Below are 12236 nucleotides of genomic sequence, written 5' to 3'. Positions count from 1 at the left end.
TCGAGGGCCAGGTTATCGACGGACGTTGCTAGTGCGGAAGAAGTTCAAGCCATCGGAGCAGCTCGATGGTCCGGGTGGATTAGGGGTTTCGGAGCATTCGGTGTCGGGGAGTAGTGATAGGGGGTCCCGTTTCACTCACGTGAGTTTTTCCGGTCAGCGAGATTACCATTCGACCGGAAAACCGCGGAAAGGCATTCCGCGGACGAATCGACCCGTGTCAACGGCCAGGTGAAATGTCTTCGCGAGCGAGGGAACCCCACGTTTCGAGCAGCTGCTCGGCCGGCATCACCGAGCCGAAGTAGCCGTCGATGTTCGTCAGCGCGGCCTCGTGCTCGGCCTGGGAGAAGGCCGCGCAGCAGTCGCCGACGAACGCGATGTGGTAGTCCAGCATGTAGCCGTGCCGGGCGGTCGACTCGACGCAGACGTTCGTGCTGACCCCGGCCATCACCAGCGTCTCGGCCCGCGCCGTGCGCAGCACCGAATCGAGCCGGGTGTTGAGGAACGCGCTGTAGCGGTGCTTGGTCACGACGGTCTCGTCCGGCAGCGGCGCGACCTCGAAGAACTCCGCACCCCACGTGCCGGCCCGGCAGACCACGCCCGAACGGCCACCGGACCGGACGGTCAGGGCGGCCGAATCGGTCGCCTTCTCGTGGGCAGTCCGGATGAAGATGACCGGCACACCGTGGGCGCGGGCGCCGGTCAGCAGGCCCCGCAACCGGGGAAGCATCTCCTTGGCCGCGCTGACGTCGTTGCCGCGGCGAGCGCAGGCCCCGTCGGGGTGGCAGTAGTCGTTCTGCACGTCCACCACGAGGACGGCCGCCTTCGCGGGGTCCAGCTTGTCGTCGTCGAACTGCACAGTCGCCACCCCTTCGAGCCATTCGGCCGCCGGCACGCTACCGGCACGCCCGCGCCCGAACCAGGCGGCTTTCCGCTGACTGAAAGGGCTCCCTTCAACCGGCCGTCCTCGCTCGCGCCGTACGCCGGGGCTGGTCACCTTCGTTTCCGGCGACGCCAGCCGGCCCGGTGCCGGACCGGCTCGCCGGCCGTGGCGTCCGGGTCCCAGTCCTTGCTGAGGCCTGGCGCGATGGAGACCGACGCGGTGTGCTGCGGTTCGGTGCGGACCTCGGCCTTCACCCCTTCGCCCTCGGCTTTGAGCTCACCCAGCCACGCGCTGATCGGATTGGTCGGACCGAGCACTCGGTTCAGAAGCCTGCGCAGGCGGGCGACCACGAAGAACACCAAGCCCAGCCACAGCGGCCACACCGGGATGACCACCAGGACGCCGAACCAGCGCGCCCCCGTCCCGTCGGCCACGCCGTGGTACACCCAGAGCGGCACCCAGCACAGCAAGTAGAAGGCGGCGACCTTCAACGGCTGGGCGAACCCGCCGATGGCCATCGCGATCGGGATGTTCACCAGCGAACGCAGCCAGTCGCTGCGCTGGGGCTGCTGAACCCCGGCGAGCAGGGAGCCCAGCAGAAGCACCAGCCCGAGCAGCCCGCCCACCAGCACGAACGCGGCGATCTGCGGATCGAACGCCAGGTGCCGGGCGTGCCCGGCGATCAGGAGCGCCAGCGTGATCGCGGTCGTCATCCGCGCCATCCAGGCCACGGCGATCAGCACGGCCCCCGTCACCGGCGCCCGGCCCGGCTCGCCGGTCCGCACCCGCATCGGCGGCCAGGACAGCAGGTACACCGCGCCGATCAGCACGGCCAGCAGCACGACCTCGGTGTGCGTGGCACGACCCGAGACGAACTCGATGCACAACACCACGAGAAAGGTGACCACCACGGCCACCAGCAGCAGCGCTCGCAGCATCCGCATCGGCCCAGGGTAGTCGGGTTGGCACCGGTTGTCCGGACCTTTTCTCGATGCTGGGGGCCGCAAGCCTCGGCCGGGCAGCGTCGGCCGTGCACAGCCACCGCGCCGAAGCCCGCAGTCAGCCCCCGGTGGTGACGAGCGCCGCCAGTGCGTCCCGCAGCTTCCCCTCGACCGGCACCGGCCGGCGCGATTCCCGGTCCACGAACACGTGCACGAAGTGCCCCTCGGCGACCAACGCGTCGGCGGCGCTGTACATCCCGATTTCGTACCGCACGCTCGACTTCCCGAGGTGCGCCACCCGCAGCCCGATCCGCAGCGACCCCGGGAACGACACCGAGGCGTGGTAGCGGCACTGCGACTCCACGCACAACCCGATCACGGCCCCGGTCTCGATGTCCAGCCCGCCCTGTTCGACGAGGAACGTGTTGATCACCGTGTCCATCAGCGAGTAGTGGACGACGTTGTTCACGTGCCCGTAGGCGTCGTTGTCCTTCCACCGCAACGGAACCGTCTGCCAGTGCGGGTAACTCACCACAGCTCGACCGAGTCCCGCAGGATCGCCGAAAGGTCCTCTTCGGACGCTTCTCGCGGCGCCGTCGCCAGCAACCGCTGCTGCTTCAGCGTTCCCTGGACGAGCGAGTCCACATCGGACTCCGAATACCCCACCGCGCCGATGCCGGACGGGATCCCGATCTCACGCATCAGGTTCGTCAGCACCGCCGGCAGGTGGTCCTCGAAGTCGCCGGCCCATTCGAAGTCCGGCGCCAGCAGCCGCGCCACGCGCAGGTGCCGCTCCGGTGCGGCGGAGAACGTGAAGCGGAACGCCGAAGGCGCGGTCAGCGACACGGCCATCCCGTGGGGCACCATGGCTTCCTCACCGGGGTAGCCGTCGGGGTGGAAGTCCCGCACCTGGCCCGCGATCGGGTACGCGTTGGCGTGCGGGATGTGCACCCCCGCGTTGCCGAAGCCCAGCCCGGCCAGCGTCGCCGCCAGCGCCATCGCTTCGCGCGCCTCCAGGTCCTCGCCGTTGCTCACGGCGCGGGGCAGGGCCCACGACAACAGCGACAGGGACTTCTCCGCGAACAGGTCCGCCAGCGGGTTCGACCCGCAGTAGGGCACACGCTGCTCCGGCTTCTTCCGGTCGAACGACGTGTACGGCTTCGCGGTGTAGCTCTCCGCCGCGTGGCACAGGATGTCCATGCCGCTCGCGGCCGTCACGCCCGCCGGCTGCGTGACCGTGAGGCGGGGATCCACGACGGCCAGCGTCGGGCGCAGGCGCAGGTGGCTGATGCCGCTCTTCACGCGCAGGGACAGCACGTCGAGCACGCAGACGGTGGTGCTCTCGGAACCGGTTCCGGTGGTGGTCGGAACCGCGACCAGCGGCTTCAGCGGGTTGGCGGGCGCGCGGCCGCCGCCGACGGGAGCGTTGACGTAGTCCATCAGCTCGCCCTCATTGCTGGTCAGCAGGTTCGCGGCCTTCGCGGTGTCGATGCTGGACCCGCCGCCCACGGCGACGAACCCGTCGTAGGGACCCGAGCCGCGTGCGAAGTCGACGGCCTTCTGGAGGCTCACGTCGGTGGGCTCCACGTGGACGCCGTCGAAGATCTCCGTGGCGATGCCGTACCCGGCGATCCCCTCGGCGATCCGCGCGGGCCACCCGGTCGCGGCAACGGTCGGATCCGTCACCACGAGCACCCGGCGCGCGCCGTACTGGGTGAGGTCGTAGCCGATCTCGTCGCTCGCGCCGGTGCCGTACTTCAGCGCGGGTGCGCCGTAGGTGAAAACGGTTTCATGTGCAGTGGACGTCAAGAGCGCTGTCCTCGCTTCCTGCTGTGGGCGGGCCGAACCGGACATTCGGCCCAGCGGAGCCGTCAATGTTGCAAGATCACTTGACTACGGTGAACCGTGCCGCCCTAAGCTCTCCTCATTAGATACCAAGTAGAAGCGACCGTCGCCCAGACGGCCGTGCGCATCCTGACCGAGGCCCAGGTCCGCCGGGTGTACGCGGTCGTCGGTCAGGCGTTCCTGGAATTGCTCGACGCGCTGCAGCGCGAGCGCGAAGTCACCGTCATCTCGGCGCGCCACGACTCGGGTGCCGCGTTCATGGCCGAGGCCGAGGGCAAGCTCACCGAACGCCCCGCCGTGCTCCTCGCCAGCCGCGGACCGAGTGCCGCGAGCCTCGCCATCGGGGTGCAGACGGCCTACCAGGACGAGACGCCGATGGTTGTCCTCCTCGAGACGCCGGGGCTCGACCGCACGGTCACCGGTGAGCTGCCGACCTCCGACCTCACGGCGATGTTCGAGTCGATCGCCAAGTGGTGCGTCCGCGCCAACGACCCCGACGACGTGCCCGGCCTGCTCGCCGAGGGCCTCACCCGCTGCCGCGAGGGCCGCCCGGGCCCCGTCGTGATCGGCGTGCCGAGCGACGCGTGGGGCGTCCCGTACGACTCGGCCAAACCGGCGGCCAAGGTGCGGCCGCCGATCACGGGGACGCTGGGCCGTTCGGCCGAAGCCGTCGCCGGGCTCGTCGACGAAGCCCGCTACCCGGTCGTCATCGTCGGCGGCCGCGCGCGTTCGGCCCGCGACGAGCTCATCGCCGTGGCGGACGAGCTGTCGCTGCCCGTGTACAACGCCTTCCGCCGGCAGGACGCGTTCCCCGAGACCCACGAGCGCTACGCCGGCCACCTCGGCCTCGGCATCCCGGCGCGCCAGCTCGACGCGCTCGAACGCGCCGACCTCGTGCTCGCGCTCGGCACGCAGCTCGACGAGGTCACCACCCAGGGCTACCGCTACCCGACGGCGCAGCAGACGCTCGTGCTGGTCGGCACCGGCATCGACGAACCGCGCCGCCGGGGCCTGACGTTCCGCGTCGACTCGGAGGTGGAGCCGTTCCTGCGGGAGCTGCGGGCGGTCGCGACGCCGCGCACGCGTCGGGCCTCGGCCGCCAACGCAGCCGTGCACACCTTCATGACCCCGCCCGACACGAGTGGCAACACGCGCGTGCATCCCGTCGACGTGATCCGCGCCCTGCGCAAGCTGGCGCCCGAGGACACGATCGTGACGAGCGACGCGGGCAACTTCGCGCAGTTCATGCACCGCTACTGGTGCTTCACCGCCCCGCGCAGCCAGCTCGGCCCGAGCAATGCCGCCACGGGGTACGCCGTGCCCGCGGCCGTCGCCGCGAAGCTCGCCGAGCCGCGGCGCGCGGTCGTCGCGATGGTCGGCGACGCCGGCACGCTCATGACGGGCCAGGAGATCGAGACAGCGGTGCGCTACCGGGCACCGGTGATGGTCGTCGTGTTTCAGAACGGGGTCCACGGGTCACTCGCGATGCACCAAGCGCGCGTCCACGGGCGGCTTTCGGGCGTGACGATCCCGTTGACCGACTTCGCTTCGTGGGCGCGCGGGCTCGGCGCCGCCGGGTACACCGTGGACGATCGGGAGGAACTCGAGGCGATCATCGCGAGTGCGCTGGTGCGCCAGCGTCCGTGTGTGATCGATGTGAGGACGGACCCCGACGTGGTCACGCCGGACGTCCGGTTGAGCGCACTTCTCAGCGCGGTTCGCCCAGGCGCGCCGGGTCAGTGACTTTTTCCGGCGGACAACGAGAAACGCCGGAAGAGTTCAGTGGCCGCACGGGGGTGGCTCCGGTAGCCTGGCGGTGTTCCCGAGGTTCGCGGGAGAACCAGGACCGTCCAGTTGGGGTCGTTGGAATTCGTGGTCTGGTCCGGTCGGGAACGGCCGTTTTCTGTCGGTGCCGGATGCCATCATCGCGGCACCGCCCGCTTCGGAGCGGGTGGGAACGAGGGGAGTTTCACCACTATGGCCGATACGGTTTCACGCACTTCTCGCACGGCGGCGGCGCGGGCCGCCGGCGCGCGCACGGCGACGGAGCAGGTCCGCAAGACCTCCGGCGTCGTCCCGGTGCTCTTCAGCGCCAGTGCCGAAGCCCACGACGACGCCGTCGTCGCGCCCGACCAGGGCGCCGCCTGGCGCTCGCCGTTCGGCGACCTCCGCCCCGCGAGTGGCGAATAGCTCACACTCCCCGGGCCGGGTGTGTCCGGGTTGTCGTCGTGGCGTGTGCTGTGCTTTACTTCCGGCGGTCTCGATTTTTGTGAGTCACGCTCGCAGATTTCAGCGGGCGTAGTGTCTCCTCGCCGAGGAAGCAAACCGCCCGGGTTCGACCCGGGATGCCGATGTGGCTTCCTGTTTTGGTTGTATTTATGGAGATTTTGATGACTCAGGGCACCGTGAAGTGGTTCAACTCCGAGAAGGGGTTCGGCTTCATCACCCCCGACAACGGCGGCGGCGACGTCTTCGTTCACTACAGCGAGATCAAGGGCAACGGCTTCCGCACCCTCGAGGAGAACGCTCGCGTGGAGTTCGAGATCGGCCAGGGCCAGAAGGGTCCGCAGGCCACCTCGGTCACCGTGATCTGACCCCCTAGGACTTCGAACGAGGGCCGCCACTCGCGCTACGGGTGGCGGCCCTTTTCGCTGCCGCCGGCCCAACCCGACCACCCGACCCCGCCCCGGCCTGCTTCATCGGCCACGACTTGGGCGCGCGGTCCTTCGCCTTGTTGTGGGCCACCGCGTCACGTGCCGAGTATCTCGTCCACCAATCGCCCCACCGAGCGATCCGTCGAGCTGCCGGCTTGCCGCGGCCCGTCGCCGCCGCGCCGTCTTCGCCACCGCGGGCCACTCATGACCGCGCTCCCGTCACCGCCGCGCTCTCCCAAGACCGCGCCGTCCTCACCGTTGCGCTCTCCTCATGACTGCGCTCCCGTCACCGTTGCGCTCTCCTCATGACCGCGCTCCCGTCACCGTTGCGCTCTCCTCAAGACCGAGGCCCGCTCACCGCCGCACTGTCCTCATCACCGCGGCCCCTCAAGACGGCGGCCCCCTCACCACCTCGCCCACCAAGCGATCCGCCGAACTACCGGCTTGCCGCGGCCCCTACCGCCGCACTCCCCTCAAGACCGCGGCCCCAGGACCGCTCGTCCCTCACCGCCACGCACCTCGAGACCGCGCTCGCCTCACCACCGCCCGCCGATCTTTGCTCTTCTGCGGTGCAAGCCCACCCCAACTCCCACTGCGGCCGCTGTGCAGTGCCTCCGGCCGGGAGGAAAGTCCCCCGCCCTCCCGAGGGGGCGTGCCCATGTCCATTCTATCGGCCACCCCCGAGAAAACTCGGTCACAAGCCGGTCCGGACCCGAATTGTCCACAACTCGCCCGCCCTGTGGACAACGCCTAACGACTCGCGGTCCCACCATCCGGTTCCCGTTGCGCGACAACGACTTTCGTACGGGAAGAACCCTGATATCACCCGATCGTGTCGGCTCGTAACCGCTTAAGCTCCCTGCCATGATCGAGAACGGCTACACCGTCTCCGGAATGTCCTGTGCCCACTGTGCACAGTCGGTCACCGAGGAGCTCACCGAGCTGCCCGGCGTCGAAGACGTCCACGTCGACGTCGAGACCGGGCACGTCAAGGTCCGCAGCACGGAACCCCTTACCGAGGAAGCCGTCAAACTCGCCGTCGAGGAAGCCGGCTACACCTACGAAGGCGCCGCCGTCGAAGCCGCCTGAGCGCAGCCACACCGGCAGCCACACAGCCACAAAGCCACAGCCGGCAACCGCAACCCGGCAACCGCGCAGCCGCAACCCGGCCGCCACAGCCGCACAGGCGCAGCCAAGGTGACAGCCACAGCCGGCAGCCAGCGGCCGCAAAGCCGCAGCCGTTGCCATGCAGCCACAGCCAACCTGTCGGTCACAGCCACACCCGGAGCCGCACAGCCGGCAGCCACAACCGCGCAGCTATGCAGCCGCGGCCGTGCAGCCACCGCCAACCCGTCGGCCGCAGAGCCGGCACAGCCACAACCCAGCAGCCACAGCCGCGCACCCAACAGCTGCTCAGCCAAAACGTGCAGCCGCCAGCCAACCCGACAGCCACACAGCCGCAACCCGGCAGCCGCGCAGCCGCAGCCAATCAAGGCAGCAACCCAGCAGCCGTACAGTCGCAGCCGACCCGGCAGCCGCACAACCCGGCACCTGCGCCGCCGCAACCACAACCAACCAGCCACACCCATAACCAACCACCCACAACCAGCACCAATCCATTGCGCCGTCCGGGTGAGCCACAAATCTGCAACCCTCCGCAACCCTTCCCCAGCTCGACGCGACGCGGTCTCCTGAAACCGCACAAACCGGGGCAAGGAGAAGTGCCGTGGGCGCAGGCGTGGCGGGCATCGTGGCGAACCCGGCGTCGGGGAGGGACATCCGGCGGCTGGTCGCGCAGGCGTCGGTGTTCCCGACCGCGGAGAAGGCCAACATGGTCCAGCGCCTGCTGGCCGCCTTCGCCGTGGCCGGGGTCGAGAAGACGCTGGTCTCCACCGACCTCGGCGGCATCTCCGCGGCCGTCCACCGCCAGCTGCAACGGGATCCCCAACCAGGCGTCGAATTCTGCGACAAAGACCCCATCACCGGCACCGCGCAGGACACCGTCAACGCCGTCCAGCGCATGGTCGACGCGGGCGCCGGCGTCATCGTCTGCCTCGGCGGCGACGGCACCGCCCGCGTAGCCGCGAAGGCTGCCCAAGAGGTGCCCCTCCTCGCGCTCTCCACCGGCACCAACAACGCCTTCCCCCAGATGCGCGAAGCCACGGTCGCGGGCCTGGCCGCCGGCCTTATCGCCACCAACCAAGTCGACGCCGACCTGGTCACCCACCGCGTCAGCAAGCTCGAAGTCGTCACCAAGAACCGCCGCGAGATCGCGCTCGTGGACGTCGCCGTCACGCTCAGCAAGCACGTCGGCGCCAAAGCGCTCTGGGATCCGACCGCCCTCACGGAGCTGTACTGCACCTTCGCCGAGCCCGACGGCATCGGCCTGTCCAGCATCGCGGGCCAGCTCTGCCCGAGCCCGCGCTCCAGCTCCGACGGCGTCGCCCTCAAGCTCGGGCCCGTCGGCGTCACCCAGCACGTCGTTCACGCCCCCATCGCTCCCGGCCTGGTCAAAGCCGTCGGCGTGCGCGGCTGGGGCGTGCTCAAGCAGGGCATGCGCGTCGACCTGGCCGCGGGTGGCGGCGTGATCGCGGTCGACGGCGAACGCGAACTCGAGCTCAAACAGGGCGAGAGCGCCTACGTCGAACTCCGGTCCGACGGGCCGTGGTGCGTCGACGTCCGCGCCGCCATGGCGGAAGCGTCCCGACAGGGGTTGTTGCGCACGAAAACCGAGTGAAGGGAGCGTCAACGATGACGGAAACCTTGCTGGAGGCGTATCGCACCATGCGCACCATTCGCGCGTTCGAAGAACGCGTGCACGACGAGTTCGCCACCGGGGACATCCCCGGCTTCGTCCACCTCTACGCAGGTGAGGAGGCGTCCGCCACGGGCGTCTGCCGCCACCTCGACCGCCGCGACACCATCGCCAGCACCCACCGCGGCCACGGCCACTGCATCGCCAAGGGTGTCGACGTCAAAGCCATGATGGCCGAGATCTACGGCCGCACGACCGGCTCCTGCCACGGCAAGGGCGGCTCGATGCACATCGCCGACCTGTCGAAGGGCATGCTCGGCGCCAACGGCATCGTCGGCGGCGGTCCGCCGCTCATCTGCGGCACCGCCCTCGCCGCGAAACAACAAGGCACGGGCGGAGTCGGCGTCGCCTTCTTCGGCGACGGCGCCAGCAACCAGGGCACCACGCTCGAAGCCCTCAACCTCGCCTCCGTCTGGAATCTGCCGGCGCTGTTCGTCGCCGAGAACAACGGGTACGCCGAAGCCACCTCCAGCACCTGGTCCGTGGCCTCGGACAACATCGCCGACCGCGCGGCCGGCTTCGGCATGCCCGGCGTGATCGTCGACGGCTACGACTTCTTCGCCGTCACCGAAGCCGCCGGCGAGGCCATCGAACGAGCGCGCGGTGGTGGCGGCCCGACCCTGCTCGAAATGAAGTTCACACGCTACTTCGGCCACTTCGAAGGCGACCAGCAGAGCTACCGCGCCGACGAAGTCGCCCACGCCCGCGAGAACCTCGACTGCCTCAAGCGCTTCCGCACCCGCGTCGTCGAAAGCGGCGAACTCGACGAGATCACGCTCGACCGCGTCGACGCCGAGGTCGCCAAGCTCATCGACGAAGCCGTCGCCGAAGCCAAAGCCGCACCGAAGCCCACCCGGACCGACTTGGAGACCGACGTCTACGTCTCGTACTGAAAGGAGCGCGAGTAATGGCACGCACGATCAGCTACCGCGAAGCGATCAACGAGGCTCTCGCGCAGGAGATGCAGCGAGACGAGTCCGTGATCGTCATGGGTGAGGACAACGCCGGTGGGGCCGGCAGCCCCGGTGAGGACGACGCGTGGGGCGGCGTTCTCGGTGTCACCAAAGGACTTTACCACCGGTTCCCCGGCCGCGTCCTCGACACGCCGATCTCCGAATCGGCGTTCATCGGCGCGGCCATCGGCGCCGCGACGGCCGGCCAGCGGCCCGTGGCCGAGCTGATGTTCATCGACTTCATGGGCGTCTGCTTCGACCAGATCTTCAACCAGGCAGCCAAGTTCCGCTACATGTTCGGCGGCAACGCCCGCACGCCCGTGGTGATCCGCACGATGTACGGCGCGGGCCTGCGCGCTGCCGCCCAGCATTCCCAGTGCCTGTACCCGATCTTCACCCACATCCCGGGGCTGAAGGTCGTCGTGCCTTCCAGCCCGTACGAGGCGAAAGGCCTGCTCATCCAGTCCATTCGCGACGACGACCCGGTCATCTTCTGCGAGCACAAGGCGCTCTACGACACGTCCGGCGAAGTCCCCGAAGACAGCTACACGATCCCCTTCGGCGAAGCCAACGTCGTCCGCGACGGCGACGACGTCACGATCGTCGCCATCGGCCGCATGGTCGGCGTCGCCGGGGAAGCCGCCCGCGAGCTGGCAGCCGGAGGGGTAGAAGCCGAGGTCATCGACCCGCGCACCACCAGCCCGCTCGACACCGAGACGATCCTCGAAAGCGTCGAGAACACCGGCCGGCTCGTGATCGTCGACGAATCTTCACCTCGCTGCAACCTCGCCACCGACATCTCGGCGTTGGTCGCCAAGGAGGCCTTCGGCTCGCTGCGCGCGCCGATCGAAATGGTCACCCCGCCGCACACCCCCGTGCCCTTCTCCGACGCTCTCGAAGACCTCTACATCCCCGACGCGCAGAAGGTCGTCAACGCCGCCAAGTCGGTCGTGGAGTGGAAGCGCTGATGACGGGCATCGAGCGCGTGACCATGCCCAAGTGGGGCCTGTCGATGAAAACCGGCCGCATCACCGACTGGATCGCGGCCGAAGGCGACGACGTCACCGAAGGCGACGACCTCGTCGACATCGACACCGACAAGATCACCGGGACGCTGGAGTCCCCGTGCTCCGGTGTGCTGCGCCGAGTGATCGCGGCGGCGGGGGAGGACGTGCCCGTCGGCGGCACGATCGCCCTGCTCGCACCCGCCGAAGTGGGTGACGCCGAGGTCGACGCCGCCGCCGACCAGGCCCGTCGCGCGCTGGCGGAGGGCCTGGTCGAGGACGTCGGGGGACCGGTCGCGGGCACCGTCGAGGTCGACGGCCGGAGCCTCAGCTACGCCACCCTCGGCGACACCGGGGAGGTGGTCGTGCTGGTCCACGGCTACGGCGGCGACAAGAACTCCTGGCTCTTCGTCCAGGAGCCGCTGTCGGACGGCCGCACCGTCCACGCCCTCGACCTGCCCGGTCACGGTGAGTCGACCAAGGACGTCGGCGACGGGTCGCTGACCACCCTCGCCAACGCCGTGCTCGGCTTCCTCGAAACACTCAACGTGACGAAAGCCCACCTTGTCGGCCACTCGCTCGGCGCCGCCGTGGTCACCGCGGCGGCCGCGATGCAGCCGGGCAAGGTCGCGTCGCTCACGCTGGTCGCCCCGGCGGGCGTCAGCAGCCGGATCAACGCCGACTACCTGCGCGGCTTCGCGGCCGCGAGTTCGCGGCGAGAGCTGAAACCGCACCTCACGGCGCTGTTCGCCGACCCGGACCAGGTCACCCGCCGCCTCGCCGACGACCTGCTCAAGTACAAGCGCCTCGACGGCGTCGACAAGGTGCTTTCGAAGCTCCTCGGCACCCTGCTGACCGAGGGAGACGCCCCGGCGCTCGATCTCGCCCCGCTCCTCGCGAAGTACCCCGGCCCCGTATCGGTGGTGTGGGGTCGCGAAGACGCCGTGCTGCCGGCCGAAAACGCCCCTCAGCTGGCCGAGGTGCACTACGTCGATGACGCCGGCCACATGGTGCACCTGGAAAAACCCGCGGCCGTCGTCGAGGTCGTCACCGAGAACATCGAGTCTGTCGGCGAAGTCACCGAGGCTTCCGATCACGGCCCGTCCACGGGCACACTGACCGAGGGAGGCCGGGTGGACTAGGA

General features: G+C 69.4%; 12 protein-coding genes. 8 read left to right on the top strand and 4 right to left on the bottom strand.

Features of this window, described 5'->3' with window-relative positions; all coding sequences use genetic code 11:
- Nucleotides 1-217 precede the first annotated feature (217 nt).
- The 4 genes from I6J71_RS42115 to I6J71_RS42100 form a co-directional block, all read right to left on the bottom strand.
- Complete coding sequence (locus I6J71_RS42115; protein ID WP_204091941.1) at nt 218-856, bottom strand: cysteine hydrolase family protein; 639 nt, start codon at nt 854-856, stop codon at nt 218-220.
- 134 nt (nt 857-990) lie between these two features.
- Nucleotides 991-1824, bottom strand: coding sequence for a hypothetical protein (locus I6J71_RS42110; RefSeq protein ID WP_204091940.1), 834 nt, complete (start codon nt 1822-1824; stop codon nt 991-993).
- A gap of 115 nt (nt 1825-1939) precedes the next feature.
- Nucleotides 1940-2356, bottom strand: a complete 417-nt coding sequence (locus I6J71_RS42105) for a thioesterase family protein (RefSeq protein ID WP_204091939.1) — start codon at nt 2354-2356, stop codon at nt 1940-1942.
- Nucleotides 2350-3630 carry a hydroxyacid-oxoacid transhydrogenase gene (locus I6J71_RS42100; protein WP_239154218.1) on the bottom strand — a complete coding sequence of 427 codons (1281 nt, stop codon included), beginning with the start codon at nt 3628-3630 and terminating at the stop codon, nt 2350-2352. The genes I6J71_RS42105 and I6J71_RS42100 overlap by 7 nt, the downstream gene beginning before the upstream one ends.
- A gap of 156 nt (nt 3631-3786) precedes the next feature.
- Here I6J71_RS42100 and I6J71_RS42095 point away from each other — a divergent pair, with 156 nt between their 5' ends.
- The 8 genes from I6J71_RS42095 to I6J71_RS42060 all read left to right on the top strand — a co-directional run bounded on the left by I6J71_RS42095 (nt 3787) and on the right by I6J71_RS42060 (nt 12234).
- Entirely contained in the window at nt 3787-5409 is a 1623-nt protein-coding gene (locus tag I6J71_RS42095; protein WP_239154217.1) for a thiamine pyrophosphate-binding protein, read from the top strand.
- A 234-nt stretch (nt 5410-5643) separates the two neighbouring features.
- Entirely contained in the window at nt 5644-5856 is a 213-nt protein-coding gene (locus I6J71_RS42090; RefSeq protein WP_204091937.1) for a hypothetical protein, read from the top strand.
- A gap of 200 nt (nt 5857-6056) precedes the next feature.
- Nucleotides 6057-6260 (top strand): cold-shock protein, encoded by a 204-nt coding sequence (locus tag I6J71_RS42085; protein WP_204091936.1) that lies wholly within the window; start codon nt 6057-6059, stop codon nt 6258-6260.
- Between the two features lie 924 nt (nt 6261-7184).
- Nucleotides 7185-7409, top strand: coding sequence for a heavy-metal-associated domain-containing protein (locus tag I6J71_RS42080; RefSeq protein ID WP_204091935.1), 225 nt, complete (start codon nt 7185-7187; stop codon nt 7407-7409).
- A 637-nt stretch (nt 7410-8046) separates the two neighbouring features.
- Nucleotides 8047-9057, top strand: a complete 1011-nt coding sequence (locus I6J71_RS42075; protein WP_204091934.1) for an ATP-NAD kinase family protein — start codon at nt 8047-8049, stop codon at nt 9055-9057.
- Nucleotides 9058-9071: 14 nt separating this feature from the next.
- Nucleotides 9072-10028 carry a thiamine pyrophosphate-dependent dehydrogenase E1 component subunit alpha gene (locus I6J71_RS42070; RefSeq protein WP_204091933.1) on the top strand — a complete coding sequence of 319 codons (957 nt, stop codon included), beginning with the start codon at nt 9072-9074 and terminating at the stop codon, nt 10026-10028.
- Between the two features lie 14 nt (nt 10029-10042).
- Complete coding sequence (locus I6J71_RS42065) at nt 10043-11056, top strand: alpha-ketoacid dehydrogenase subunit beta (RefSeq protein WP_204091932.1); 1014 nt, start codon at nt 10043-10045, stop codon at nt 11054-11056.
- Nucleotides 11056-12234, top strand: a complete 1179-nt coding sequence (locus I6J71_RS42060; protein ID WP_204091931.1) for an acetoin dehydrogenase dihydrolipoyllysine-residue acetyltransferase subunit — start codon at nt 11056-11058, stop codon at nt 12232-12234. Before I6J71_RS42065 ends, I6J71_RS42060 begins: the two co-directional genes overlap by 1 nt.
- The last annotated feature ends 2 nt before the right edge of the window (nt 12235-12236 follow it).

It is taken from the genome of Amycolatopsis sp. FDAARGOS 1241, from assembly GCF_016889705.1.
In the GTDB taxonomy this organism is placed as follows: domain Bacteria; phylum Actinomycetota; class Actinomycetes; order Mycobacteriales; family Pseudonocardiaceae; genus Amycolatopsis.
The sequence above is the reverse complement of the archived record's forward strand: the minus strand, read 5'-3'. Positions and strand labels throughout refer to the sequence as shown.